Raw genomic sequence first — 24,434 nt, 5'->3', positions numbered from 1 at the left:
CAAATTGTTCTGTTCTTGATTTGCGGTGATCTTGGGCCGAAGGGCGGGGTTCCCCGGCTATCCCTTGGCCGGCGTCATTCCGTCGGGCCCTCACCTGCGACCCGCGGAAAAGGGACTGGCGGGGATTCCTAGGGAGGGGTAAAGGTCGGACATACCCATCTCGGAGACCGGCCATGGCGACCTCCTTGCCCGACGACCTCCTGATCGGTGCCGAGGACGAGGTGGCGATCCGCCAGGACCTGGTGCTGGTCGCGCTAGGCAAGCGCCCGGCCGACACGCTGCTGCGGGTGGACCGGCTGCTCGATGTCCACACCCGGAGCTGGCGCGACGACCAGGAGATCGCGATCAAGGGCCGGCGGATCGCCTGGACCGGGCCGGCGGGGACATATCCCGGCATCGCGGCCCGGCGGGTGGAGAAGCCGGGGCTGGCGGCCGTGCCGGGCTTCGGCGAGGTGCACAAGCACATCGAAAGCACCCATCTGACGCCGGAATGGGAGGCGGCGCTGGTGCTGCCGCGCGGCAACACCTGGACCTGCGAGGCCAGCCACGAATTCTCCAATGTCGACGGCCCGAACAACCTGGCCTTCTGGTTCGAGGCCCGGCGTCGCGGCTCGCCACTGAAGATCTTCCCGCTGCCGGGGTCGGCGGTGCCGCCGACCGCCTATGAATGGGGCGGCGGCTGGTACGGCTATGACGAGCAGAAGGGCTTCCTGAAGCAGAGCCTGATGGTCGCCGGCCTCGACGAGGTGATGGACTGGCCGGCGGTCTGGAACCCGGAAAACCCGTCCTATCCGCGGCTGTGGGGCAGATCCGCGCCACCTTCGAGCAGCGCGGCGTGGTCGAGGGCCATGGCGCCGGCCTGCGCGACACCGCCGCGATCAGCGCCTTCGCCGCCGCCGGCCTGGCCTCCGACCACGAGGCGTGGACGCCGGAGGAAGTGTGGGAGAAGCTGGCCCACGGCATCTTCGTCGAGCTGCGGCCCTATTCGATGCCGGAGGTGATCCCCTGGCTGATCGAACGGGGCCTGGCCGACTGGTCGCAGATCGCCTTCACCACGGACGACCGCAGCGTCTCCGACACCTTCAAGCTCGGCGCCACCGACCACAACGCCCGGCTGGCGATCCGGCACGGGCTGGCGCCGGAGATCGCGATCCAGTGCGTCACCCTGAACCCGGCCCGGCACATGCGGCTGACGCCCTGGGTCGGCAGCCTGGCGCCGGGGCGCTACGCCGATGTCGTGCTGCTGTCGGATGTCGCCAGCCTGGAGATCGCCGAGGTCTGGTCGGACGGGCGGCCGGTGTCCGACGGCAAGCGCTACACCGGCCCAGTGCCGACGATCGACTGGCCGGGCTGGGCGCGGCAGACGGTCAACATCAAGCGCGACCTGACGGCGGCGGATTTCGTCCTGCCGGCCGTGCCGGGCCGCGAGACCATGCAGGCGGCCCTGCTGCGGCCGTTCCACTGGGATGACGGTTTCATCACCGCCGAGCTGCCGGTGCGCGACGGCGCGGTGCAGCGCGACCCCGACCGCAACATCACCAAATTCGCCATCGTCGACCGCTTCTCCGGCGATGGGCGGGTGGCGAAGATGTTCTGGCTCGGCTGCGGCCCGCGCACGGCGGAGACGGCGCTGGCCTGCTCGGTGGCGCATGACAAGCACAACATCTGGGCCGTCGGCTCCTCCGACGCGGCGATGGCGCTGGCAGTCAACACGCTCACCGGGCTGCAGGGCGGCTGGGCCCTGGTGCGCGACGGCGAGGTGCTGGCCACGGTGCGCTACGAGATCGGCGGGCTGATGAGCTGCCGGCCGCCGGAAGAGCTCGACGCCGAGATGCAGGCGCTGTACGCCGCGGCCGAGAGCATCGACTGGATGTACGAGCCGACCTTCCATCCGCGCTGGTTCCCGGGCTTCCCGGAGCGGCTGATCTTCGCCACCCTGACCTGCGCGCCGTGGCGCTGGGTCCTGGTGGCGCCTTGCGAGCAGGCGCCGCAGGGCTTCGTCAATGTGCAGAGCGGGGAGACCCACCCCGTCATCTGGTAGGGGGGAGCGCCGTTCCGATCGAACCGACCCGGCGCAGACCCGGGCGAGGGGGGCTCATGACCGTTTCCAATGTCCGGGCGTCGTCCGACTGGCTCGAGCGTCGCTTCAGGCTGTCCGAGCGCGGCAGCTCGCTGCCGCAGGAGGTGATCGCCGGCATCACCACCTTCGCGGCGATGGCCTATATCGTCGCCGTCAACCCGGCGATCATGTCGGCCGCCGGGATGGACCGCGGCGACCTGGTGATCGCCACCGCGCTCGCCGCGATCTTCGGCAGCCTGATGATGGGGCTGACCGCCAACCTGCCGCTGGCCGTGGCCCCGGCGATGGGGTCCAACATCGTCTTCGCCTATGTGATGGTGAAGCAGATGGGCATCCCCTGGCAGGGGGCGCTGGCCATGGTCGCCGTCACCGGCGTGATCTTCCTGGCCCTGAGCCTGTCGAAGCTGCGCGAGAAGGTGGCGAAAGAGGTGCCGGACGCGCTGAAGATCGGCATCCAGGCGGCGGTCGGCACGCTGATCGTGTTCATCGGCCTGCGCGGTGCCGGCTTCATCGTCGCGGACCCGAACACCTATGTGAAGATGGGATCGCTGGCCAGCCCGCCGGTGCTGCTGACCCTGGCCGGCATCCTGGTCACGCCGGTGCTGGTCGCCCGGAATGTGCCGGGCGCGCTGATCCTGTCGATCGCCGCCATCACCGCGATCGGCATCTTCGTGCCGCTGAAGGATGACGGCACCATGGTGACGACGCTGCCGGAAGCGGTGTTCGCCCTGCCGAAATGGCCGGCGAGCACCTTCCTGGCGCTCGACTTCAGCTACCTCGTCTCGCATTTCGTGGTGGCGCTGCCGCTGATGTTCTACTTCCTGTGCGGCGAGTTCTTCAGCACCCTGGCGACGCTGATCGGCGTCACCGGCGCGGCCAATCTGCGCCGGCCGGACGGGTCGATCCCGAACGCCACCGCCGCCTTCTCGACCGACGCCACCGCGACCATCGTCGGGCCGCTGCTCGGCACCTCGGTGGTCACCGCCTTCATCGAATCCGTCGCCGGGGTGCAGGCCGGCGGTCGCACCGGGCTGACCTCGGTGGTGGTCGCGGCGTGCTTCGTCCTGGCGCTGTTCATCTGGCCGGTCTTCGTCATCATCCCGCCCCAGGCCACGGCGCCGGCGCTGGTGGTGGTCGGCATCTTCATGCTGCAGGGGCTGGCGCGGGTCGACATGTCGGACCTCGCCAACGCCGTGCCGGTGGTGCTGATGCTGCTGGTGACGGTGCTCAGCAACAACCTGATCAACGGCATGGCGATCGGCACCTTCGCCTACATCCTGCTGTGCCTGGCGCTGGGCCGCCGGGGTGGCGTCACCCCGGTGGTCTGGGGGCTGGGGGTGATCTTCGTGCTGTTCTTCGTGGTGACCAGCCGGCTGATGTGAGACCGGTCGATAATGCTACTGGGGCGGCCGCCTGATGGCGGTTTCTCCGCTTCCGGTGCTCACGGACTTAAACGTCCGCTGCGCGCCGGTTCTCGAAACCACCACCAATCGACTCACCCCAGCGCATTCTCAACCGGCCTCTGCTGGCGAAGTACTCTGACCATGCTCTTTTCCTGTCATGCCCGGGCTTGACCCGGGCATCCAGGGAATGCCGATGCCGCTCTCGGTGGCCCCTGGATCGCCGGGTCAAGCCCGGCGATGACGATAAGGGAAGGGCGGGGAGACGAGCCTCACCCCATCCGCGGCCGGCCGGCGGCGGTGGCGGTGACGGTGCTTTCGACGAACATGTCGAGGCCGCCGGCCATCGACACCACGCGGTCGGCGCGGGTGACGGTAACCGCCACCTCCTGGCCGCCGGCCTCGCGGGCCAGGGCCTCGGCCCGGCCGCGGGCCTCGGCCTCGGCATGGGCGGCGGCCTCCTCCAGGCTGCCGAAGGTGCGGATGCCGGCCGGGGCGTGGACGCGGAAGCGGCCTTCCTCCGGCGCGGTGATGGTGATCGTGGCGCGCTGCAGCACGCCGCTGGCCACCGCGCCGATGGCGTTGGTGACGCCGGCATGCTCCGGCACCACGCTCTCGGTGCCGAGACGCCGGGCGATCTCCGGGTAGTAGGTCGCGGCCGAGGCGCCGATGCCGACCAGCGGCAGGCCGAGGGCGAGGGTGGGGCGCAGCAGGTCGGAGGCCGCGCGGTCGCCCGCCACCGCCCGGCGCGGCAGCAGGCCGCGCGCCTCCCGGGCCGGGTCGGCGACGCCGTCGCGGGCCAGCGCCGCCTCGACCAGCGCCAGGGCGCTGTCGGCGGTCAGCCGCTCCAGCACCGAGCGGGCGAAGGCTTCGGCATCGGCGGGCGGGGTCCAGCCGGGCTCGGCCGGGCGCCGGGCCCACAGGGCCGCGCCGAGCAGCGCCGCCTCGCGCGACCAGCCGCCATGCAGCCCCAGCACATGGGCGGCGTCGGTCGGGGTGAAGCCGGACAGGATCACCAGCCCGCGCGCCACCAGTCGCTCCAGCGGCCGGTCGAGCAGGTGGCTGCTCAGGACGGTCTCCAGCGGCTGCGGCCCGTCGGCCAGCGCATCCCAGATCCGCCGCTCCGGCGGCGACAGGGTGTCGGTGTCGAGCGCCCGCAGGCGCAGGGCGAAGCGGCCGTCCAGGCTGATGCCCTCGGTGCGCTCGGCCTGGCGACGCAGCGCCGCCAGCATCTCCGGATGCTGGTGCACCAGCAGGCTCAAGGGCACCGACCGGCGCGGGCCGACGGCGAGGCCGAAGCCCGGCTCGATCCGCACCTCGCTGTCGCCGCCCAGGCCGAAGGTGCGGATCTCCACCGCCTCGACCATGGTGCGCCAGCCGCCGACCTGGGCGCCCTCGCGGTTCACCAGGGGGCGGCCGTCCTTCAGGATGGCAATGTCGGTGGTGGTGCCGCCGATATCCGAGACGAAGCAGTCCTCGCGGCCGGTCAGCCAGCGGGCGCCGACGACGCTGGCGGCGGGGCCGGACAGCACGGTCTCGACCGGCCGGGCCAAAGCGAAGCGGTCGGCGATCAGCGACCCGTCGCCCTTCACCACCATCAGCGGCGCGGTGATGCCGCGGGCGTCGAGCCGGCCGCGCACGGCCCGGATCAGCGATGCGGTCAGCGGGATCAGCCGGGCGTTGAGCAGCGCGGTCAGGGCCCGCCGCGGCGCGTCGAGGCCGGAGGTCAATTCATGGCCGCAGGTCACCGGCTTGCCGGTCAGGTCGCGCACCAGGTCGCGCACCGCCTGCTCATGCGCCGGGTTGCGCACGGCGAAATAGCCGGCGACGGCGAAGGCGGTCACGGCCGGGGCGTGGCGCAGGATGGCGGCGCGGACCGCCTCCAGGTCCAGCGGCGCCTGCTCCTCGCCGGTCGACCGATGCCCGCCGGACACCGCCACCACCGGGTCGCTGCCGAGCGCCTCGCGCAGCCCGGCGCGGTCCAGCGCCGCCTCGGGATAGCCGATCAGGATCAGGCAGGCCGGGTTGCCCTGGCCCTCGACCACGGCGTTGGTGGCCAGGGTGGTGGACAGGCCGACGAAGCCGATCTCGGCCGGGTGCTGCTCCAGCACCGCGTCGATCGCGGCGCCGATGCCCAGCGCGAGGTCGTGCTTGGTGGTCAGCCGCTTGGCGGCGGCGACAACGCCGCGGTCCGGGTCGAACAGGACCGCGTCGGTGAAGGTGCCGCCGGTGTCGATGCCGAGGGAGAGGGACAAGATGAACCGCGCCGAAGCTGAAAATGCCGTCTCGGATTAGGACAAGACGTCTCGCGCGGCAAAGCTATTCGGCATGCGACGAGGATGGGTCCAGCCGCGGCCGGTGCCGGGTCGGATTTACCAGGTGTTGCCGGTCACCAGGAATTCGGCCTCGTCGAGAGCGGTGTCGAAATCCACCAAGTCGTAATCGGCATCGTCCCTTTCGTCGGGCTCGAAATTGGCGCCCGGCATCTCGACCAGCAGCGAGAGCACCTGTCCGGCGGCCTCGATGTGGTCGTATTCGTCACCGGAAGGCGGGTTCTGGCTGGCCAGCAGGCACCACAGGATCTGGTCCAGAACCCAGCGCTCCTGCGGCGGCGGAACATCGTCGTCGGACCACGATTCGCGAACCCGCCGGAGCGCGCGCAGGATCCTGGCGGCGTTCTGGCGCAAGGACTGGATTTCTTCCTGACGGCCGACCAGCGATGCCTGGATGACCCCGGGCGCTGCCGACGGAGAAATTCCGGAGTTGTCGAATTGCGTGAAGGGCATGGTGGTCCCCCCTCTGATCCCAATACGGCTCGCAGGCCTTAGACTATATACCTAAAATCTAAAGCATTTTATCTAATTTGCAATCATCCATTTGGCTAGGATCTGCTGGCCGGTTCGGGGATGCATCCGGCAAAATCGCGGCCAGAGGAGATCCTATACACCGCTGGCCGCCGCCAGATCCTCCGCATCGTCGAGATCAGCGTCGAAATCGACCAGGTCGTAATCGTCGTCGTCCCCGGCGACGGCCGCGAACTCCTCATCCGACATGTCGAACAGCAGGGCCAGCGCCTGGCCGGCCACCGCGATCCGGTCGAACTCGTCCCCGATCGGCGGGTCGCAGCTCACAGTCAGGCATTCGATCACCTGCTGCAGCACCCAGCGTTCCTGGGCCGGCGGCAGGTCGGTGTCGGGCCAGGTCTCGCGGACGGCCCGAAGCCGGAACAGGATCTCGGATGCGTTTTGCCGCAGGGAGAGGATCTCGTCCTGGCGGCTGACCAGGGCGGTTCGGATGGAGGTCGCGGGTGCCGTTGCCGGCAGGGCCCGATCGTCGGCGATCTGAATGACGGACATGACACCATCCCCTGAGCCAATGCGTTTCAAATGAGCATGACTATATACCTACAAACTACGGCATTTTACCTAATTTGCAAGTGATCCAATTGGGGTGCATCGCGAATTCATGAGGGGCGGCGGCTCAGCCGCCCTTCACTGCGCCGGAGGTCAGGCCGGCCACGATCTGCTTCTGGGCGACCACGGTCAGCACCAGCACCGGCAGCACCACCACCAGCGCCGCGGCCGAGAGCGGGCCCCAGCTGACCTGCTCGAAGGTCAGCGAGTTGTAGACCGCGACCGGCAGGGTGCGGGTGGTGCGTCCGGCCAGGACGATGCCGAACACGAAGTTGTTCCAGGAGAAGATGAAGGACAGCAGCAGCGCCACGGTCAGCCCCGGCCGGGTCAGCGGCAGCACGACGTGGCGGAACACCTGCCAGCGATTGGCGCCGTCGATCCGCCCGGCCTCCTCCAGCTCGATCGGCAGGGCCTCGAAATAGGAGATCAGGACCCAGATCACGATCGGCAGGGTGATCACCAGATGGGTGATGATCTGCGGCCACAGCGTGCCCATCAGCCCGAGCCAGCGGAACATCAGGAACAGCGGGATCAGGTAGCTGAGGCCCGGCGTCATCCGCGCGATCATGACGACGACGGACAGCTTGGTCGCCTTGGCCCGGGCGATGCCATAGGCGGCCGGCGCGCCGATCACCAGGCCGATCAGCGTGGCGCTGCCGGTGACGATCAGACTGTTGATGAAGTAGCGGCCGAAAGAGTTCTCGGCGAAGACCTGGGCGTAGTTGCTCCAGGCCAGGGTGGTCGGGATCAGCACCGGCGGGTAGCTGATGTTGTCGACCTCCGGCTTCAGCGACAGCGACAGCATCCACAGGAAGAACAGCAGCGCCGGCGACACGATCACCAGCACGGTGAAATACAGGGCGGCGCGGCGCAGGGCCTTGGTGAGAGCGCGGGGGGCGAGGGGGCGGGACATGATCTGGACCTCCTCAGGTGGCCGCGAGCTTGGCGCACTGGCGCAGCCACAGCAGCGCCAGGGACATGGCGACGACGATGCCGAAGAACACCACCGCGATCGCCGAGCCGTAGCCGATGTCGTAGTAGGTGAAGGCCTGGGTGTAGAGATAGATGTTGATCGTCTCCGACGCCGTGCCCGGGCCGCCCTGGGTGATGGCGTAGATGATGTCGAAGCTCTTCAGCGCGTCGATCGAACGGATGATCACCGCCACCATCAGGAAGGGCGAGATCATCGGCAGGGTCAGGTAGCGGAACTGCTGCAGCCAGCTGGCGCCGTCGATCTGGGCGCTTTCATAGGGCTCGGTCGGCAGGGCGGACAGGCCGCCCAGCACGATCAGCATGACCAGCGGCGTCCACTGCCAGGTCTCAACCAGCACCAGCGACGGGATCACCGTCGCCTGGTCGAACACCCAGAGCGAGGGCGGCAGCCCGACCAGGCTGAGCAGGTAGTTCAGCACGCCGAGCTGCGGGTGGAACATCATGGTCCAGACCAGGGCGATGGCGACCGGGGTCGCCATCATCGGCATGATGATGATGCCGCGGGCCAGGCCGCGCAGCGGGAAGCGCTCGTTGAACACCAGCGCCGCCGCCAGCCCGAGGACCAGCGGCAGCAGCACGGAGAGGACGGTGTAGACCAGCGTTTGCCACACCGCCTCGCCGAAGCGGGCGTCGGTGAACAGCCGGGCGTAGTTGTCGAGGCCGATGAAGCCGCCGGCGCCGGTGGCCTGCCAGTCATGCAGGCTGACCCAGCCGGTGAAGGCCCAGGGGAAGACGATCACCGCCCCGACCACCACCACCGCCGGCAGGATGAAGGGCAGGTAGGTGCGCAGGGTCGGCGCGACGGCGTTCGGCCGCCGCGCCCGCACCCGCCGCCTCGTCCCGGCGTCCGCGGCTTCGATCACCTCAGGCCTCGCTCTTGTCCAGGATCGGCTTGAACTGCTCGGTCGCCTTGGCCAGCTCGGCGGCCGGGTCGGCCCCGCCGGCGATGTTGGTCAGGGCGATGCCGAAGATGTCGCGGAACTCGGTCACCGGCACGATCACCGGCAGGCCGAGCTTGCTGACCTTGGACGAGCCGACGACGGCATCGATCCAGTCGGCCGGCAGGGTCACGCCCTTGCGCACCTCGGCATCGTCGAGGATCGAGGTGCGGAACGGCACGCCCGAGCCGCTCTGCAGCAGGTCGGCCTGCACCGTGCGCGACACCGCCCACTGGCAGAACAGGAAGGCGGCCTCCTTGTTCTCGCTGCCGGCGGCCACGCCGATGCCGTCGCCGAAGGTGGCGGAGGCCTGGGCCTTCGGGCCTTTCGGCATGACGCCGTAGCCGGTCTTGCCGACCACGCGCGACAGCTTCGGGTCCTCCAGCGGCTTGGCGAAGCCGACGCCGTCCAGCCACATCCCGACCTTGCCCTGCAGGAAGGCCGACTGGCACTCGTTCCAGTTGAAGCCGGCGACGCCGGGAGGGGCCGCCTTGGTCAGCAGGCGCTGGTACAGCTTCGCCGCCTCGACCGCGCCGTCGGAGGTGGTGGCCAGGCTGCGGTCGTCGGCGAGCGGGGCGACGCCGTTGCCGAGCATGAACGAGGTCCAGACCGGGACATTGGCATTCTTCATGCCGCGGGCGACGAAGCCGTAGGTGCCGGCGGCCGGGTCGGTCAGCGCCTCGGCGGCGGACACCAACTCCTCGAAGCTGGTCGGGTATTTCAGCCCCTTGGCCGCGAACAGCTCCTTGTTCCAGTAGATGATCCAGTAGTCGACGCTGAGCGGCAGGCTGCCGATGGCGCCGTCGTCGGCGGTGGCGTAGGCCAGGCCGGCGCTGGAGAAGTCGGTCAGGCTGAGGTTCGGGTCGGCGAGGGCCGGGTCGGCCAGGAACGGCCGCAGGTCGGCCAGCCAGCCGCCCTTCTCGAACATCCGCTTCTGCACATGGTAGCTGAGATGGATGACGTCGAAGCTGGGGGCGCCGCTGTTGAACTCGATCACCGCCTTCTGCCGCTGCTGCTGCTCCGGCGTCTGCTCCAGCCCGACATCGATGCCGGTCAGGTCGGTGAATTCCTTGAGGTTCCGGGCGATGGTCTCGCTGCGCGGGCTCTTGACCAGGTTCACCTCGATATGGGTGCCGGCGTATTTCTTCCAGTCCGGCGCGGCCCAGGCCGGACGGATCCGGGGCAGGGCGGCCGCAGCGGCGGCGGCTGCGGTGCCGGCCAGGAGCGAGCGGCGGCTCAGATTCAGTATGGACGCCATGATATCCTCCCTTTGATTGCTTGATCCGGGCTGAGCCCGGCCGATTTGCGTTATAGCCCGAGGGCGCGGTTGCGGGCGTTGGCGATATGCGCCGTCATCGCCTCGGCGGCGCGGACCGGATCCCGGCTCGCGATCGCGTCGATGATGCCGAGATGCTCCCGCATCACCGGCACGACCAGTCCGGCGATGCCGGTCAGCTCGCGCCGGATCAGCCGGATCTTGATCGAGTTGACGCGATAGGTCTTGGAGATGATCTCGTTGCCCAGCGCGTCGATGATGATGTCGTGCAGGCCCCAATCGGTGGCCTGGGCGTCGTCGACCACCTGCGGGGTTGGACCTTCGCGCTCGACCCGGGCGATGATCTCCTCATGCTGCGCCCGCAGCACCGCCAGGCCGCCGTCGGTGACCGAGCGGGCGAAGGCGGCGGTTGCCTCCTTCTCCAGGAACAGCCGGAACTGGTAGGCGTCGCGGATCATGGTCAGGTCGATGTGCATGATCTGCATGCCCCGCTGCGGCACGGTCTTGATCAGCCCCTCGGCCTCCAGCCGCGGCACCAGCTCGCGGATGGCGCCGAGCGGCATCTGGGTCAGCGCCACCAGCTCGCGCTGGGAGATGAACTGCCCGGCGTGCAGGTTGTTGGCCAGGAGGTGCTGGGTGAAGCTGTCATAGGCCTTCTCGCGCAGCTTCAGCGGCTCGCCGTCGCTCATCCGGTCGCCGCCATCGCCGTGAACAGGCTGTCCGCCACGGCGCCGAGCCGCGCCGCCTCGGTCGGCGACAGCGGCTGCAGCGGCGCGCGGGTGGCGAGCCAGGTGCGGTCGCCGGTGCGGTGAGCCACCAGCGCCTTGACCGCCGGGATCACCGGATAGGCCAGCAGCGCCGCGACCAAGCGGTGGATGCGGTCGTCCTCGCGGCCCTCCTGCACCAGCGGCAGCATCGCCTCGGGGTAGATGTTGGCGATGCCGGAGATGGCGCCCTGGCCGCCGAGCCGGACGGCGGCGGCGAGGCAGCGCTCGTCGCCGATCAGGATCGCCAAGTCGCGATGCTGCGCCAGCAGGGCCTGGGCGTAGTCCCAGCTGCCGGAGGAATCCTTGACGCCGCGGATCACCTCGGGGAAGGCCGCGCGGAGCCTGCCGACGAGGTCGACGGAGAGGGGCACCTGGGTGACGCTGGGGATGTGATACAGGAGGACGCCGCGGGCGGCGGCGCCGAGCTGCTCGAACACCCGGGCGAACCAGGCGAACAGGCCGTCGTCGCCGACGCCCTTGAAGTAGAAGGGCGGCGGCAGCAGCAGCGCGTCGGCCCCGAAATCCAGCGCCATGCGCGCCTGGGCCACCGCGTCCTCGGCCGAGGAGGCGGCGATGCCGCCGACCAGCTGGCGCCCCTCGATGCCGGCGCCGGCCAGCGCGCCCAGCACCTGATCGCGCTCGGCCAGGGAGAAGGCGGCACCCTCGCCGGTGGTGCCGAAGGCGGTGACGGTGCGGCAGCCCTGCGCCAGGCACCAGCGCACATGCGCGACGAAGCGCGGGAAATCGACATGCCCGTCCGGCCGGAAGGGAACGGTCAACGCCGCGGAAAGGCCGAAACGCTCGCCTGCGTGGGGCACGTCCAACTCCCTGTCGTCTGCCGCTTGGTTGCGTGCGGCCAGTGATATCGATCTGACATGTCAGTCGTAGCGCAGGGAGTATGGCCCGTCAATATGTCGAACAAAAAAGGTGCTGGATTCCGTCGGCAAGGCCTTCACATCGTCATGGCGAGGCGCGCAGCGCCGCGGCCATCCAGGTGCCGGAGTCTGCTCCGGCCGCGGGACTGGATGATCACGCTTCGCTCGCCATGACGAGGTGTGGCCTATGAGGTCCGGGCCAGCTCCGGCAACGCCGTCCGGATGCGGGCGATGTGCTCCGGGCCGATGCCGCAGCAGCCGCCGACAAGGGAGGCGCCGAGGCCGACCCAGCGCCGGATCCAGCCGAGATAGCTGTCGGGATCGAGGTCGGCGCGCAGCTCCGACAGACCGTCATTGGCGGCGGCGTCCTCCGGCTGCGGCGGAAAGGCGTTGGCATAGACGCCGATCCGGGCCGGCGCCGCGCCGATCACCCGCGCCGCGGCGGCGACGGCGTCGCCCATCGCCTCGGGCTGGCTGCAGTTGAACAGCACGGCCTCGGCGCCGAGGCCGAGGGCCGCGCGCACCGCCTCCGCCACCGGCTCGCCGGAGCGCAGCCGGGGCGCGCCAGGTTCGGGCCGCTCGTCCTCGATGGTGTAGGACATCCACAGCGGCTTGCCGCGCCCGGCGACGGCTGCGGCCGCCGCGGTGACCTCGCGGATCGAGCTCTGGGTCTCGGCCAGCCAGAGGTCGACATGCGGCGCGAGCCCGTCGACCAGGATCTTCGCGATCTCCGGCGCGCGCTCCGGCTCGAACAGGTCGGGGCGGTAGGAGCCGAACAGCGGCGGCAGCGATCCCGCCACCCGCACCGGGGCCACGGCTGTTTTCGCAGCTTGGCGCGCCAGCCGTCCTGACAGGTCGGCCAGCTCCAGCCCGCGTGCGGCAAAGCGCTCCTCGCCGATGTGGAAGGGCACCAGCGCATAGCTGTTGCTGGTGATCACCTCGGCCCCGGCGGCGATGAAGGCCTCGTGCGCCGCCTGCACCGTGTCCGGCGCCTCGATCAGCGCCAGCGCCGACCATTCCGGCTGCCGGAACGGGGCACCCATGCGGGCGAGCTGCCGCCCCATGCCGCCATCCAGCAGCGTCACGCCGGGTCCTGACATGTCGACGCCCTCGGTTCCGTTCGGGACGCGACACTGCAGCCCCGGCAGCCCCGCCGCCAACACAAACTGTCATCCTCGGGCTTGACCCGAGGATCCAGGGGCGGCCAGAGCGGTTCTTGGCGGCCCCTGATGAGGTGGACGGCCCCCGAACGGCATCAGTGTGCCAGGATGAGGCTGTCAAAGATCTCATCGAAGGAGGCCGTCCGTGACCGAGATTACGCGCATTGGGATGGACACGTCGAAGAGTGTTTTCCAGCTGCACGGGGTGGATGCAGCGGAGCAGGTGGTGCTGCGGAAGAAGCTGCGGCGTCAGGACGTGCTGAAGTTCTTCGCCAAGCTGCCGCCGTGCCGGGTGGGGATGGAGGCCTGTGGTGGATCGCACTACTGGGCTCGGGAGCTGCAGGCGCTGGGCCATCAGGTGGAGTTGATCCCGCCGCAATACGTCAAGCCGTACGTGCCGCGCGGCAAGACCGACGCGGCGGATGCCGAGGGGATCTGCGAGGCGATGAGCCGGCCGAAGGTGCGGCAGCGCCTGGTGCCGGTGAAGAGCGCCGAGACCCAGGCGGCTTTGATGCTGGCCGGGCTGCGCGAACGGCTGGTGCGGCAGCGGACCCAGCTGATCAACACGATCCGCGGCTATGCCTCCGAGTTCGGGCTGGTCGCCGCCAAGGGCCCGGCCAAGATCACGGCGCTGTTGCGGCGGATCGAGGAAGATCCGACGGTGCCGGAGACGGCGCGGGCCCTGTTCGCCGAGCTGGCCTGCGAGCATGCCCGGCTCGAGGTGCAGGTCGAGGCCGCCGACACCCGGCTGATGGCCTGGCACCGGCAGGACGAGGCGAGCCGTCGCCTGGCCGAGATCCCCGGCATCGGGCCGGTCGGCGCGACCATCCTGGTGCTGAGGGCGCCCGAGCCCCAGCGCTTCGGCTCCGGCCGCGACTTCGCCGCCTGGATCGGCCTCACGCCCAAGAACCACAACACCGCCGGCAAGCAGCGGCTCGGCGGCATCACCCGCGCCGGCGACGAGGCCTTGCGCAGCCAGCTCGTGGTCGGCGCCACCTCCGTGATCCGGCAGGTCAGCCGCGGCACCAGCCGCTCGGCCCCGCCCTGGCTGCTCGATCTCGTCGCCCGCAAGCCGGCCAAGCTCGCCGCCGTGGCGCTGGCCAACAAGATCGCCCGCATCGCCTGGAAGCTGATGGTCTCCGGCGAGCGTTATCGCCCCCAACCCGCCGCCGCAACCCTCGGCGCCTGAGAGCTCCGCGGCGAGCGGGAGCCCTCACGGGCTCGCCCGCTCCCGCTGAGGCCGGACCTGCAAGCTGACGAGCAGATGATTGGGATCGATCGATCCAAGCCGGGAGACACTCCGTGCAATCCAGTGGCGCCTCAACGTCTCGCCCCTGTCTGGAACTCCCGCCGTGGATATCATCTTGGCCAGCGGTCATCGCGACCGCACTCAACAGGCCGGACATATGGATGCTAGCGATCCGCTCCCTGACCATGCCCAAATGCCTTGCAGGCAGGGGGCCGTCCACATATGGATTGCCGGGTCAAGCCCGGCAATGACAATAGAATGGGACCTTACTACCCCTTTGGACTCACTTCAGTGCGGTCCCCTGCGGTCCGGCCTGGACCAGGCCCATGCCCATGGCCAGCCACACCAGATGGGCGTCGGTGCGGGCGCCGACCTTGGCCTTGATCTGGTAGTGGTAGTTGCGGACCGTCTTCAGGCTGAGATGCAGCGAGGCCGCGACCTCCTCATCCGACCAGCCCGAGGCGACGAGGCGCAGGATCTCGGTCTCGCGCGGGCTGAGCTCGTCGAGCGGGGAGCTCGGCCGGGCCAGGCGCTCGGCGGCGATCTCCTGGGCCACGTCGTCGCTCATGGCCCGGCCGCCCCGGGCGACGACCGCGATGGAGTTGACCAGCTCGGCGGCGTCGCTGCCCTTGGTGACATAGCCGGCGGCGCCCGCCTCGAACGCCTTCAGGGCGAAGCCGGCGCCGCTGTGCATGGTGAAGATCAGAATGCGCGCGTCACGGTCCCATTGCCGGATGTGCCGCAGCGCCTCGATCCCGCCGACGCCCGGCAGCGACAGGTCCATCACCACCACGTCGGGCCTGACCTTCTGGTAGGCCTGGTAGGCGGAGGTGGCGTCGTGGGCCTCGGCCACGACCTTGTAGCCCGGTATGCGCTCCAGCAGGCGGCGATAGCCCTCCCGCACCACGGGATGGTCGTCGACCAGCAGGATGGTCAGCTCGGTCATGCCGGCGCCGCTTCCGGCGCCTCGCGGGCGGGCAGCAGCGGGATCAGGGCAGCGACGCGCACGCCCCAGCGCGCCTGGCTGATCGACAGGCTGCCGCCCAGCGCCGTCACCCGCTCGCGGATACCGAGGATGCCGTAGCCCGGCGCCCAGCCCAGCCGGGACAGGGTGCCGCCGCCATCATCCTCGACGCTGACCGCGACGGCGTCGCGACCCTCCGCGTCGACGCGCTGCACCTGCAGCCGGACGTCGCGCGGCTTGCCGTGGCGGGCGGCGTTGGTCAGGCACTCCTGGGCGATGCGGTAGATGCTCAGTCCGGTCGCCTCGGGCACGCCGGCGAGGCTGCCGACGATATCGAGATGGAAGGCGGCCTGCCGGTCCTTCTGCGCGTTCCAGCCGGCAACGAGCTGGGCCAGGCTGGCCTCCAGGCCGAGCTCCTCGACCTCCTGCGACCGCAGCCGGGCCAGGGCGCCGCGCAAAGTCGCCGACATCCGCTTGCTGGTCTCGCGGATCGAGCGCGCATCCTTGGCGAGGTCGGGGCGGTCCGCCGCTTCCAGCTCGATCACCGTGGCCAGGGCGCCGACGGCCGCGAGGCACTGGCCGAACTCGTCGTGCAGGTCCCGGGCCAGCGCCCGGCGCTCCTCCTCCTGCACCTGGAACAGGCGGTTGGTCAGCGCCACGCGCTGCGCCGTGGTCTCGGCCAGGCGGGTGGTCAGGTCGTTCACCGCGCGGGAGATCTGGTCGAACTCCGCCGTGCGATAGCCGGGAAGGCGGTAGCTGTAGTCGCCTCGCCCGAGGCGCTGCAGGCCGGCGACGATGGTGCGGGCGGGCATCAGCGACTGCCCGATCAGCACGGCGGCCAGGATGCCGATGCCGGCCGCGAGCAAGGCGGCCACGCTGAGCACGACGGCCACCTGGTGCCAGGCCTGGCGGATCGCGGCGCCGCGGTCCGGCTCTGCCGTGACCATGCCGGCCAAGGGCTGCCGCGCGGACAGGGGACGTTCGATCCGGGCATAGGCGCCGAAGACCTGGTCGTAGACGGCCCGGAACCAGTCCGGCGCCGGATCGCCGATCGCTTCCAGCTGGCTGCACAGCCGCCGCGGCGGCTCGCTATCGGGGGAGAAGGTGACGCAGACCCCGGGCGCGATGACCTTCATGGTGGCCATGGTTTCCCAGGCCGGGATCGGCACGAGATGCTCGCGGCTGAGCCCGCCGCGCCACAGCAATTCGCGCCAGTACAGCGCCTCGAGGGTGCCGGCGACCCGGTCGGCGGAGGCCGCGGCCTCCTTCTCGATGGCGCGGTGGGTGTCGACCAGCACCCAGCCGACGGCGCAGGCCAGGCAGAGCAGGACGACGCCGGCGAGGCGCAAGACGAGATGAACGAATAGGTTCATTTCCCGGCTCTCGTCTGAATTGAACTTGCTCATACTGGGCGGCAGGCCCCCGGGCTGGCAAGCGCGCAGGCCATGGAGGAGCGGCCGGCGACGCAACTCGGGCATATTGCCCAGGCCGGTTCGGGACCGGTGCCCAGGCCTTTGCCCTGCCTCGCCGATAGGCTTCGGACGGTCGATCCCCTGCCGCCGGAGCCCCTGCATGAGCCAGCGTAGAGTCGATTTGCCCGGGGGTGATCCGCTGCTGCCCTGGTTGATCTTCACCGGCGTCAGCTTCTTCGCCGTTGTCCTCTTGTGGTATTTCGGCCTGATCGGCCGGATGGTGGCCAGCGACCCGACCCATATCTCGCTGATCATCTCGGTGCTCTACGTCGCCAGCAGCCTGCATTGCCTGTGGCGCGTCCTCGCGATCTCGCGGGAAGGCGATGCGGCCCTGAAGGCGGCGCAGGCCGTGGTCGAGAACGGCCGCCGGGTCCTGGCCGAGGGGAGCCTGCCGCCCGGCCTCGTCTCCGGCCATATCCGCGACCTCACCACCAAGGCCGCGCTGCAGGGCGGCGAGCGGCTCGACCAGACGCTGCTGCTGCGCGTTCTCGCCAGCCGGCTGCGCGGCTCGAATGCCTTCGGCGCCTTCGCCAGCGACACGCTGATGAAGCTGGGCCTGCTGGGCACCATCATCGGCTTCATCATGATGCTGGCGCCGATCGCCGGGCTGGACACCGAGAACCGCGAGGCGGTGCGGTCGTCGATGTCGCTGATGAGCGACGGCATGGCGGTGGCCATGTACACCACGCTGGTCGGGCTGGCGGGATCGGTCCTGCTCAAGATCCAGTACTCGCTGCTGGATGGTGCCACGGCGAAGATCTTCGCCTTCGCGGTCGACCTCACCGAGGTCCATGTCGTGTCGGCGCTGGAAGCCCGGGCACCCGCCGAATGATCGACGATTTCGACCTGCTGCCGCGCGACGAGGCTTTCGACCCGTTCAGCGTGGTGCTGTTCAAGGCGCTGCAGATCCTGGCCTTCCTGTTCTTCGTGGCGCTGCTGATCGTCGCGCCCGAGGCCAAGGAGGGGAAGGTCGACAGCAAGGCCGAGTTCCTGATCAGCCTGGACTGGCCGGACAACCACCCCGACGATTTCGACATCTTCGTCCAGGATCCGCTCGGCAACATCGTCTGGTTCCGCCGGCGCGAGGCCGGCTTCATGGTGCTGGACCGCGACGACCGCGGCGGCCTCAACGACTTCGTCCTGGTGAATGGGCGGAAGGTGCTGACGTCGACCCGGCAGGAGTTGGTCACCATCCGCGGCATCGTGGCCGGCGAATATACGGTGAATGTCTATCACTTCACCGCGCTGACCAGCCAGACCGTGCCGGTGACCGTGACGGTCCAGAAGCTCAATCCGATCGTGACGATCGTCGCCAAGGACACCGTCGAACTCGACCAGGGCGGGGAGGAGAAGACCGCCATGCGCTTCACCCTGGATGCGACGGGCCAGGTTACCGAGACCAGCCACATCCAGAGATCCATTCTCCAGACCTTCCACAACAGCAAGCGGAATGCAGGATGATGTCGCTGCAGACCGCCGTTCTCGGCCTGTCCCTGGCCTATGTGCTGCTGAGCGTGCTGCTGCTTGCGGTGCTGATCTGGCTGCCGGTCCGGCGGCTGTTCAAGATCACCGCGATCCTGGCCGCCAGCGCAGTCTACGTCGTCGTGTTCTTCGCCACCCAGGGGCTGCTCGGCTGGTCGGCGCCGGTGGCGGTGCCGGACCGGTTCCAGGTGCTGTGGACCCGGGTGCTGGAGCCCAACCCGGCGCGCGGCGAGCCCGGGGCCATCCATCTCTGGCTGGAGGAGCTGGACGACGCCAACCTGCCGAGCGGCGTGCCCAGGGCCTATCTGTTGCCCTATTCGCGGGAGCTGGCCGGCCGGGTGTCCGCGGCGCAGGCGGAGATCGAGAACGGCCACCCGCAGGGTGGCCGGGCGCAGCTGTTCGGCAGCCCGTCGCATGCCGGCGTGATGGGAGTCGTGGACACGGGGGCGCCGCCGGGCGGCGATCCGTCGGGCGGCGGGCTGCTCGACCCGGAATTCCTCGGCGGCCAGTCGAAATCGGTCGATCTGGTTCCGCTGCCCAAGCCGGTGCTGCCGGCCAAGGACATTCCGTAATGCGGCCGGTCAGGCCGGCCACTCCACAATGTGATCCTCGTATTCGTCCTCCTCGACCTCGGTCTCGGAGACCACCTTGTCGCGCACGCTGATGCCGGCGATGTGCACCGTCTCCGGGTCGCCGGAGACCAGCGGGTGCCACCAGTACAAATCGTGGCCCTCGGACAGCAGGCGGTAGGCGCAGGTCGAGGGCATCCAGCCGAGATGGTCGACGTTCTTCGGCGTCAGCTGCACGCAGTCCGGCACGTAGCGCCGGCGGGTCGGGTAGTTCGTGCAGCGGCAGCTGTGGGTGTCCAGCAGCTTGCAGGCGATGTCGGTGTAGTCGACGTTGGGCGTGTCCGGCGGCTCGTCGGCGTCGCGCAGCTTGTGCAGGCAGCAGCGGCCGCAGCCATCGCACAGCGACTCCCACTCCTTGCGGGTCATCTCGTCCAGGCGCTTGCGGCGCCAGAAAGGCCTGGTTTCCGTCACCATCAGGCGGTCATGGGCGGGCCAGCGGCGGCAGCGGCGCCGGGTGCAGCGCCTCGAAGGCGCGGGCGGCACGCAGCACCAGCGCGTCCTGGAACATCGGGCCGATGATCTGCAGGCCGATCGGCAGGCCCGCCGCGGTCAGGCCGCAGGGCACGCTGGCCGCCGGCTGCTGCGTCAGGTTGAAGGGATAGCTGAAGGGCGTCCAGTTCGCCCAATAGGAGCCGTCCGGCGCCGTCGGCTGGGCCCGGCCGGCATCGAAGGCGGGGATCGGCAGGGTCGGCATCAGCAGCAGGTCCCAGTCCTGGTGGAACTGGTTCATCCTCACGCCCAGCCGGCCGCGGGCCAGCGTTGCGCGAGTGTAGTCGAGCAGCGGGATCGCCGCGCCCTCGGCAGCCACGGCGCGCAGGCCGGGGTCGATCAGGGCGTGCTTCTCCTCGGGGATCGAGGACAGCAACGTCGCCGCGCCGACGAACCAATGGGCACGGAAGATCGGGCCGGTGTCGGGCAGGTCCAGCGTCACCGTCTCGACCCGGGCGCCGAGGCCGGCGAAGACCTCCGCCGCCTGCGCCACCGACGCCGCCACCTCGGGATCCACCGGCGCGTCGTCCAGGGTCGGGGCGTAGGCGATGCGCAGGCCGCGCACCCCGTCCTCCAGCCCCTCGGTGAAATCGGTCACCGGGAAAGGCAGGGCGGTCCAGTCGCGCGGGTCGGGCCGCGCCATCGCCGACAGCATCAGTGCCGCGTCGCGCACCGTGCGGGTCATCGGCCCGAGATGCGAGACGGTGCCGAACGGGCTCAGCGGATAGGCCGGCACCCGGCCGAAGCTGGGCTTCAGCCCGAAGATGCCGGTGAAGCCGGCCGGGATGCGGATCGACCCGCCGCCGTCGCTGCCGATGTTCAGCGCCGCCATGCCGGTGGCCGCCGCCACCGCCGCGCCGCCGGAGGAGCCGCCGGGCGTCTTCGTCGGGTCCCAGGGGTTGCGGGTGATGCCAGTCAGCGCCGAATCGGTGACGCCCTTCCAGCCGAATTCCGGTGTGGTGGTGCGGCCGACCAAGACCGCCCCGGCCTCGCGCAGCCGCGCCACCGACGGGGCGTCCTGGTCCCAGGGGCCGGCCGGGTCGACCGTCTTCGACCCGCGCAGGGTGGGCCAACCGCGGGCCAGGACCAGGTCCTTCACCGAGGTCGGGACGCCGTCGATCGGGCTCAGCGGCCGGCCCTCGCGCCAGCGCGCCTCGGACTGCCGGGCCGCGGCCAGCGCCTCGTCGCCATGGATGCCGCAGAAGGCGTTGAGCTGCGGGTTCAGCCGCTCGATCCGGGCGAGGCTGGCCTGCGTCGCCTCGACCGGGGACAGGTCGCGGGCGGCGTAGAGGCTCGACAGCTCGGCTGCCGACAACAGGGCCGGATCGGTCACGCAGGGTCTCCCGGGTCGCGAGGCAGGGCGGCGCATCGCGCCGCGCCTATCATCGCCGCCCCAGCGGGCTAATCAAGAGGCGGACCACCATGCTTCCGCAGAGAGCGTTGCCGCGCTATGGCTTGGGGCAGGATTCGAGGAGAGGCCCGTGACCGCTGCGTCGATCGCCGTGATGACCGAGACCGCGATGGTGGTGCGCTTCGGCGAGACCATCGATCCGGCGATCGCCGACGCCATCCATGCTCTGGCGTTGTCGCTGGAGCGCGACCCGTTCCCCGGCTTCGTCGAGGCCTCGCCCGGCTTCGCCACGTTGGCGGTGTTCTTCGACCCTGACGCCGTGCCGCGCGACCGCGACGAGCCGCCGGCGGCCACGGTGCAACGGCTGCTGGAGGCGCGGCTGGGCGGCCTCGACCCGGCGGCGCTGGGGGAACCCCGGCTGGTCGAGATCCCGGTCGCCTATGGCGGCGGCTTCGGCCCGGACCTGGCCGAGCTGGCGCAGCATCACGGCCTGACCGAGGAGGAGGTGGTCGCGCTGCATTCCGGCGCCGAATACCGGGTGCACATGATCGGCTTCAGCCCCGGATTCCCCTTCCTCGGCGGGCTGGCGGAGCGGCTGGCGACGCCGCGCCGGGCCTCGCCGCGGCTGAAGATCCCGGCCGGGACGGTCGCGATCGGCGGACCGCAGACCGGGATCTACCCGGTCGAATCCCCCGGTGGCTGGAACCTGATCGGCCGCACGCCTCTGGCGCTGTTCCTGCCGGCCGAGAACCCGCCCTGCCTGTTGGCCGCCGGCGACCGCATCCGCTTCCGCCCGATCGTGGCGGCGGAGTTCGAGGCCCTGGCCGGAGTTGCCAAGTGACCGTTGCCGTTCTCGACCCCGGCCTGCTGTCGACGGTGCAGGATCTCGGCCGCTTCGGTCATCGCCGCCACGGCGTGGTGGTGGGTGGGGCGATGGACCGGCGGTCGCATGCCGTCGCCAACATCCTGGCCGGCAACGGCCCCGGCGCCGCCACGCTCGAGATGACGCTGATGGGGCCGGTGCTGCGCTTCGAGGCGGAGACGCTGATCGCGCTGGCCGGCGGCGGCATGCGCGGGACGGTGGGCGGCGAGACGGTGCCGCTGCGCCGGCCGGTGCTGGTGCCGGCCGGGGCGGAGCTGCGCTTCACCCCGACGAATATCGGCTGCCGCAGCTATCTGGCGGTCGCGGGCGGCATCGCCGTGCCGCCGGTGCTGGGCAGCCGCTCGACCTATCTGCGGGCCGGGCTCGGCGGGTTCGAGGGTCGGGCGCTCAAGGCGGGCGACCGGCTTGCCGCCGGCGCGCCGACCGCGTTGGGTGAGCGCCTGGCCCGGCTGCTGGCGGCGGAGCGCGGCGCCCGGCCCTTCGCCACCACCGGCTGGTCGGCGGCCGCCGATCTCGACCCGTCGCTGCGGCGGTCGCCGCATGTCCGGGTGCTGCCGGGGCTGCAGGCGACCGCCTTCGATCCCGACAGCCTGGTCGCCTTCCACAATGAGCGCTTCACCGTCAGCCCGCGCTCCGATCGCATGGGCTATCGGCTGGACGGGCCGGTGCTGAGCCTGTCCTATCCCCGCGACCTGCTGTCCGAGGCGGTGACGACCGGCACGGTGCAGGTGCCGCCGGAGGGCAAGCCGATCGTGCTGATGGCCGACGCCCAGAGCACCGGCGGCTATCCGCGGATCGCCCAGGTGATCGACTCCGACCTGCCGGTGCTGGGCCAGCTGCGCCCCGGCGACGTGCTGCGCTTCGTGCCGGTCGGGCTGGCCGAGGCGGAGGAGCGACGGCGCCAGGCGCGGCTGGACCTGCGGCGCCTGGCCGCCGGGGTGACTGTCCACGCCGGGATCTGATTTCGAGGAGACGAGATGCGCGCGACGATCCGCGACACCGAGATCTGGTTCGACATCGACGGCGCCGGGCTGGTGCCGGAGGGCGGCGCGATGCGGCAGCGGCCGACCGGCTTCCTGATCCATGGCGGCCCGGGCTCGGACCACAGCGGCTTCAAGCCGAGCCTGAGCCCGCTGGCCCAGCACCTGCAGCTGGTCTATTTCGACCATCGCGGCCAGGGCCGCTCCGCCCGCGGCGACCCGGCGCGCTACACGCTCGACGAGAATGTCGAGGACATGGAGGCGCTGCGCCGCCATCTCGGCCTGGGGCCGATCGCCAGCATCGGCACCAGCTATGGCGGCATGGTGGCGATGGCGCATGCCGCGCGCTATCCGGAGGCGGTGTCGCATCTGGTGCTGATCGTCACCGCCGCCCATGCCGGCTTCCACCAGCGGGCGCAGGAGATCCTGCGCGAGCGCGGCAATGCCGAGCAGATCGCGGCGGGAGAGACGCTCTGGGCCGGCGGCTTCCGCAGCGAGGCCGAGCTGGAGGCCTATTACCAGGCGATGGGGCCGCTCTATTCCCGCCGCTACGACCCGGCGGCGGCCGCGGCGACGCGGGGCCGGGCGATCCATTCGCCGGATGCGATCAACCGCGCCTTCGGCCCCGACGGCTTCCTGCGCCGGCTCGATCTGCGGCCGGAGCTGGCGCGGATCACCGCGCCGACGCTGATCCTGGCCGGACGGCACGACTGGATCTGCCCGCCGGAATTCTCCGAGGAGATCCATCGCCTGATTCCGGGCTCGACCCTGCGCATCTTCGAGGACAGCAGCCATTCGATCCGGGTCGACGAGCCGGAGGCGCTGCGGGCCGCGATCGCCGGGTTCGTGGCCGGTTGACACCGGCCCGCTCCGCCGGTCATCTGCGGCCATGAATTCGGCCCACCGTACCATGCCGCGCCTGCTGCACCGCGCCCACAATGCCTATCTGCGGCTGCGCAAGCCGCTGACCCTCGGCGCCCGCATGGTGGTGCGGGACGGGGAGGGGCGTTTCCTGCTGGTGCACCACACCTACCGCCCCGGCTGGTTCTTCCCGGGCGGCGGCGTCAAGAAGTGGGAGAGCTTCGAGGCCTGTGCCGTGCGTGAGGCGCGGGAGGAGGCGGCGGTCGAGGTCGAATCGGGGGCGCGGCTGTTCTCGGTCTACGCCCATTTCGACAAGTTGCGCTGCGACCACGTCGCGGTGTTCCTGGCCGACCGCTGGCGCCCGTGCGGCGGCCGCCTGTCCTACGAAATCGCCGAGGCCCGGTTCTTCCCGGCCGACGGCCTGCCGCGCGACATCCACGGCGCAACCCATCGCCGGATCCAGGAGATCCTCGGCCACCGCAGCATCGACCCCGTCTGGTGACGCATCATGACTGAAACGCCCCCGCCCGCCGCCCCAATCCCTGGCGACCGCCTGGCCCGGATCCAGGAGTTCCTGCTGGTCTGCGACCAGTTCAAGCAGATCACCCGGCAGAACTATCTGACCGACGGCAGCCGGCGCGAGACCGACGCCGAGCACACCTGGCACATGGCGCTGTACGCCCTGCTGCTGAAGGACGAGATCGGCTTCGAGGTCGACATCGCCAAGGTGCTGTCGCTGGTGCTGACGCACGATCTGGTCGAGATCCATGCCGGCGACACCTTCGCCTATGACGATGTCGGCCGGCAGGGCCAGGCGGCGCGCGAGGCCGAGGCGGCGGTGAAGCTGTTCGGCCTGCTGCCACCCGACCTGCGCGACAAGGTGCATGGCTGGTGGACCGAGTTCGAGGCCGGCGAGACGCCGGAGGCGCGCTACGCCCGTGCCCTCGACCGGCTGCAGGCCTTCGCCCAGAACGTGCTCAGCGGCGGCAAGTCCTGGCACGAGCACGGCGTCACCCGGACCCGCACCTTCAGCCGGATGCAGGAGGCACTGGACAGCGACCCGACGCTGCGGCTGCTGGTCGAGCGGCTTTATGGTCGGGCTGACCGGGAGAAGATCTGGGTGCCGGAGCCGGATCAGGTCTGACGCCTCTGGGGCGTAGGCTGGGTTCGCA

General features: G+C 70.3%; 25 protein-coding genes. 12 read left to right on the top strand and 13 right to left on the bottom strand.

Annotated elements, in window-relative coordinates; genetic code table 11:
• Positions 1 to 173: 173 nt before the first annotated feature.
• The 3 genes from QFZ27_RS29120 to QFZ27_RS29110 are packed head-to-tail and all read left to right on the top strand — an operon-like array spanning position 174 to position 3,462.
• Positions 174 to 1,001 (top strand): hypothetical protein, encoded by an 828-nt coding sequence (locus QFZ27_RS29120; RefSeq protein ID WP_429229947.1) that lies wholly within the window; start codon positions 174 to 176, stop codon positions 999 to 1,001.
• The gene (locus QFZ27_RS29115) at positions 989 to 2,041 is read left to right on the top strand and encodes an adenine deaminase C-terminal domain-containing protein (RefSeq protein ID WP_429232509.1); all 1,053 of its coding nucleotides are present in this window, start codon (positions 989 to 991) and stop codon (positions 2,039 to 2,041) included. The genes QFZ27_RS29120 and QFZ27_RS29115 overlap by 13 nt, the downstream gene beginning before the upstream one ends.
• 56 nt (positions 2,042 to 2,097) lie before the next feature.
• Positions 2,098 to 3,462 carry an NCS2 family permease gene (locus QFZ27_RS29110; RefSeq protein ID WP_429229946.1) on the top strand — a complete coding sequence of 455 codons (1,365 nt, stop codon included), beginning with the start codon at positions 2,098 to 2,100 and terminating at the stop codon, positions 3,460 to 3,462.
• Between the two features lie 290 nt (positions 3,463 to 3,752).
• Here the strand turns inward: QFZ27_RS29110 and QFZ27_RS29105 are convergent, their stop codons facing one another.
• The 9 genes from QFZ27_RS29105 to QFZ27_RS29065 all read right to left on the bottom strand — a co-directional run bounded on the left by QFZ27_RS29105 (position 3,753) and on the right by QFZ27_RS29065 (position 12,842).
• On the bottom strand, positions 3,753 to 5,735 hold the full coding sequence (locus QFZ27_RS29105; protein ID WP_429229945.1) for a hydantoinase/oxoprolinase N-terminal domain-containing protein: 1,983 nt from the start codon (positions 5,733 to 5,735) through the stop codon (positions 3,753 to 3,755).
• A gap of 117 nt (positions 5,736 to 5,852) precedes the next feature.
• The gene (locus QFZ27_RS29100) at positions 5,853 to 6,266 is read right to left on the bottom strand and encodes a hypothetical protein (RefSeq protein WP_429229944.1); all 414 of its coding nucleotides are present in this window, start codon (positions 6,264 to 6,266) and stop codon (positions 5,853 to 5,855) included.
• 153 nt (positions 6,267 to 6,419) lie between these two features.
• Positions 6,420 to 6,836 (bottom strand): hypothetical protein, encoded by a 417-nt coding sequence (locus QFZ27_RS29095; RefSeq protein WP_429229943.1) that lies wholly within the window; start codon positions 6,834 to 6,836, stop codon positions 6,420 to 6,422.
• Positions 6,837 to 6,960: 124 nt separating this feature from the next.
• Positions 6,961 to 7,806: a carbohydrate ABC transporter permease gene (locus tag QFZ27_RS29090; RefSeq protein ID WP_429229942.1), complete on the bottom strand. Its 846-nt coding sequence runs from the start codon at positions 7,804 to 7,806 to the stop codon at positions 6,961 to 6,963.
• A 13-nt stretch (positions 7,807 to 7,819) separates the two neighbouring features.
• On the bottom strand, positions 7,820 to 8,749 hold the full coding sequence (locus QFZ27_RS29085) for a carbohydrate ABC transporter permease (protein WP_429229941.1): 930 nt from the start codon (positions 8,747 to 8,749) through the stop codon (positions 7,820 to 7,822).
• A 1-nt stretch (position 8,750) separates the two neighbouring features.
• Positions 8,751 to 10,082, bottom strand: a complete 1,332-nt coding sequence (locus QFZ27_RS29080) for an ABC transporter substrate-binding protein (RefSeq protein WP_429229940.1) — start codon at positions 10,080 to 10,082, stop codon at positions 8,751 to 8,753.
• 50 nt (positions 10,083 to 10,132) lie between these two features.
• Complete coding sequence (locus QFZ27_RS29075; protein WP_429229939.1) at positions 10,133 to 10,789, bottom strand: GntR family transcriptional regulator; 657 nt, start codon at positions 10,787 to 10,789, stop codon at positions 10,133 to 10,135.
• Positions 10,786 to 11,685: a dihydrodipicolinate synthase family protein gene (locus QFZ27_RS29070; RefSeq protein ID WP_429229938.1), complete on the bottom strand. Its 900-nt coding sequence runs from the start codon at positions 11,683 to 11,685 to the stop codon at positions 10,786 to 10,788. The genes QFZ27_RS29075 and QFZ27_RS29070 overlap by 4 nt, the downstream gene beginning before the upstream one ends.
• Before the next feature lie 242 nt (positions 11,686 to 11,927).
• The gene (locus QFZ27_RS29065; RefSeq protein ID WP_429229937.1) at positions 11,928 to 12,842 is read right to left on the bottom strand and encodes a homocysteine S-methyltransferase family protein; all 915 of its coding nucleotides are present in this window, start codon (positions 12,840 to 12,842) and stop codon (positions 11,928 to 11,930) included.
• Between the two features lie 205 nt (positions 12,843 to 13,047).
• Here QFZ27_RS29065 and QFZ27_RS29060 point away from each other — a divergent pair, with 205 nt between their 5' ends.
• Complete coding sequence (locus QFZ27_RS29060) at positions 13,048 to 14,091, top strand: IS110 family RNA-guided transposase (protein ID WP_429229151.1); 1,044 nt, start codon at positions 13,048 to 13,050, stop codon at positions 14,089 to 14,091.
• 343 nt (positions 14,092 to 14,434) lie between these two features.
• Here QFZ27_RS29060 and QFZ27_RS29055 read toward each other — a convergent pair whose 3' ends face one another.
• Both QFZ27_RS29055 and QFZ27_RS29050 read right to left on the bottom strand, forming a co-directional pair.
• On the bottom strand, positions 14,435 to 15,097 hold the full coding sequence (locus QFZ27_RS29055; RefSeq protein WP_429229936.1) for a response regulator: 663 nt from the start codon (positions 15,095 to 15,097) through the stop codon (positions 14,435 to 14,437).
• Positions 15,094 to 16,488, bottom strand: a complete 1,395-nt coding sequence (locus QFZ27_RS29050) for a histidine kinase (RefSeq protein WP_429229935.1) — start codon at positions 16,486 to 16,488, stop codon at positions 15,094 to 15,096. The genes QFZ27_RS29055 and QFZ27_RS29050 overlap by 4 nt, the downstream gene beginning before the upstream one ends.
• Before the next feature lie 199 nt (positions 16,489 to 16,687).
• Here QFZ27_RS29050 and QFZ27_RS29045 point away from each other — a divergent pair, with 199 nt between their 5' ends.
• Genes QFZ27_RS29045 through QFZ27_RS29035 form a run of 3 tightly spaced genes read left to right on the top strand, consistent with a single transcriptional unit; the run spans position 16,688 to position 18,641 of the window.
• The gene (locus tag QFZ27_RS29045; protein WP_429229934.1) at positions 16,688 to 17,419 is read left to right on the top strand and encodes a MotA/TolQ/ExbB proton channel family protein; all 732 of its coding nucleotides are present in this window, start codon (positions 16,688 to 16,690) and stop codon (positions 17,417 to 17,419) included.
• Positions 17,416 to 18,048: a hypothetical protein gene (locus QFZ27_RS29040; RefSeq protein WP_429229933.1), complete on the top strand. Its 633-nt coding sequence runs from the start codon at positions 17,416 to 17,418 to the stop codon at positions 18,046 to 18,048. The genes QFZ27_RS29045 and QFZ27_RS29040 overlap by 4 nt, the downstream gene beginning before the upstream one ends.
• Positions 18,045 to 18,641 (top strand): hypothetical protein, encoded by a 597-nt coding sequence (locus tag QFZ27_RS29035; protein WP_429229932.1) that lies wholly within the window; start codon positions 18,045 to 18,047, stop codon positions 18,639 to 18,641. The genes QFZ27_RS29040 and QFZ27_RS29035 overlap by 4 nt, the downstream gene beginning before the upstream one ends.
• A 9-nt stretch (positions 18,642 to 18,650) precedes the next feature.
• Here QFZ27_RS29035 and QFZ27_RS29030 read toward each other — a convergent pair whose 3' ends face one another.
• Both QFZ27_RS29030 and QFZ27_RS29025 read right to left on the bottom strand, forming a co-directional pair.
• A complete protein-coding gene (locus QFZ27_RS29030; protein WP_429229931.1) occupies positions 18,651 to 19,112 on the bottom strand; it encodes a YcgN family cysteine cluster protein in 462 nt (153 codons plus the stop codon).
• 7 nt (positions 19,113 to 19,119) lie between these two features.
• Positions 19,120 to 20,520: an amidase gene (locus tag QFZ27_RS29025; protein ID WP_429229930.1), complete on the bottom strand. Its 1,401-nt coding sequence runs from the start codon at positions 20,518 to 20,520 to the stop codon at positions 19,120 to 19,122.
• 148 nt (positions 20,521 to 20,668) lie between these two features.
• On the opposite strand from QFZ27_RS29025, the gene pxpB reads away from it, so the two are divergent.
• From pxpB to QFZ27_RS29000, 5 genes are read left to right on the top strand one after another with little or no spacing between them, the layout of a single operon-like run.
• Positions 20,669 to 21,379 (top strand): 5-oxoprolinase subunit PxpB, encoded by a 711-nt coding sequence (gene pxpB / locus QFZ27_RS29020; protein ID WP_429229929.1) that lies wholly within the window; start codon positions 20,669 to 20,671, stop codon positions 21,377 to 21,379.
• Positions 21,376 to 22,383 carry a 5-oxoprolinase subunit C family protein gene (locus QFZ27_RS29015; protein WP_429229928.1) on the top strand — a complete coding sequence of 336 codons (1,008 nt, stop codon included), beginning with the start codon at positions 21,376 to 21,378 and terminating at the stop codon, positions 22,381 to 22,383. Before pxpB ends, QFZ27_RS29015 begins: the two co-directional genes overlap by 4 nt.
• A gap of 15 nt (positions 22,384 to 22,398) precedes the next feature.
• Positions 22,399 to 23,259, top strand: coding sequence for an alpha/beta fold hydrolase (locus QFZ27_RS29010; protein WP_429229927.1), 861 nt, complete (start codon positions 22,399 to 22,401; stop codon positions 23,257 to 23,259).
• 52 nt (positions 23,260 to 23,311) lie between these two features.
• On the top strand, positions 23,312 to 23,764 hold the full coding sequence (locus QFZ27_RS29005) for an NUDIX domain-containing protein (protein ID WP_429229926.1): 453 nt from the start codon (positions 23,312 to 23,314) through the stop codon (positions 23,762 to 23,764).
• A 6-nt stretch (positions 23,765 to 23,770) separates the two neighbouring features.
• Entirely contained in the window at positions 23,771 to 24,406 is a 636-nt protein-coding gene (locus QFZ27_RS29000; protein WP_429229925.1) for an HD domain-containing protein, read from the top strand.
• The last annotated feature ends 28 nt before the right edge of the window (positions 24,407 to 24,434 follow it).

Source organism: Inquilinus ginsengisoli (assembly GCF_050434925.1).
GTDB classification, from domain to species: Bacteria; Pseudomonadota; Alphaproteobacteria; order DSM-16000; family Inquilinaceae; genus Inquilinus; species Inquilinus ginsengisoli_B.
This window is presented reverse-complemented; position numbering and strand designations above follow the sequence as displayed.

Coding starts and splice junctions, on each gene's coding strand:
- QFZ27_RS29120 (WP_429229947.1), top strand. CDS start 174: ATGGCGACCTCCTTGCCCGACGACCTCCTGATCGGTGCCGAGGACGAG.
- QFZ27_RS29115 (WP_429232509.1), top strand. CDS start 989: ATGCCGGAGGTGATCCCCTGGCTGATCGAACGGGGCCTGGCCGACTGG.
- QFZ27_RS29110 (WP_429229946.1), top strand. CDS start 2,098: ATGACCGTTTCCAATGTCCGGGCGTCGTCCGACTGGCTCGAGCGTCGC.
- QFZ27_RS29100 (WP_429229944.1), bottom strand. CDS start 6,266: ATGCCCTTCACGCAATTCGACAACTCCGGAATTTCTCCGTCGGCAGCG.
- QFZ27_RS29095 (WP_429229943.1), bottom strand. CDS start 6,836: ATGTCCGTCATTCAGATCGCCGACGATCGGGCCCTGCCGGCAACGGCA.
- QFZ27_RS29090 (WP_429229942.1), bottom strand. CDS start 7,806: ATGTCCCGCCCCCTCGCCCCCCGCGCTCTCACCAAGGCCCTGCGCCGC.
- QFZ27_RS29080 (WP_429229940.1), bottom strand. CDS start 10,082: ATGGCGTCCATACTGAATCTGAGCCGCCGCTCGCTCCTGGCCGGCACC.
- QFZ27_RS29075 (WP_429229939.1), bottom strand. CDS start 10,789: ATGAGCGACGGCGAGCCGCTGAAGCTGCGCGAGAAGGCCTATGACAGC.
- QFZ27_RS29065 (WP_429229937.1), bottom strand. CDS start 12,842: ATGTCAGGACCCGGCGTGACGCTGCTGGATGGCGGCATGGGGCGGCAG.
- QFZ27_RS29055 (WP_429229936.1), bottom strand. CDS start 15,097: ATGACCGAGCTGACCATCCTGCTGGTCGACGACCATCCCGTGGTGCGG.
- QFZ27_RS29050 (WP_429229935.1), bottom strand. CDS start 16,488: ATGAACCTATTCGTTCATCTCGTCTTGCGCCTCGCCGGCGTCGTCCTG.
- QFZ27_RS29045 (WP_429229934.1), top strand. CDS start 16,688: ATGAGCCAGCGTAGAGTCGATTTGCCCGGGGGTGATCCGCTGCTGCCC.
- QFZ27_RS29040 (WP_429229933.1), top strand. CDS start 17,416: ATGATCGACGATTTCGACCTGCTGCCGCGCGACGAGGCTTTCGACCCG.
- QFZ27_RS29035 (WP_429229932.1), top strand. CDS start 18,045: ATGATGTCGCTGCAGACCGCCGTTCTCGGCCTGTCCCTGGCCTATGTG.
- QFZ27_RS29030 (WP_429229931.1), bottom strand. CDS start 19,112: ATGGTGACGGAAACCAGGCCTTTCTGGCGCCGCAAGCGCCTGGACGAG.
- QFZ27_RS29010 (WP_429229927.1), top strand. CDS start 22,399: ATGCGCGCGACGATCCGCGACACCGAGATCTGGTTCGACATCGACGGC.
- QFZ27_RS29005 (WP_429229926.1), top strand. CDS start 23,312: ATGCCGCGCCTGCTGCACCGCGCCCACAATGCCTATCTGCGGCTGCGC.
- QFZ27_RS29000 (WP_429229925.1), top strand. CDS start 23,771: ATGACTGAAACGCCCCCGCCCGCCGCCCCAATCCCTGGCGACCGCCTG.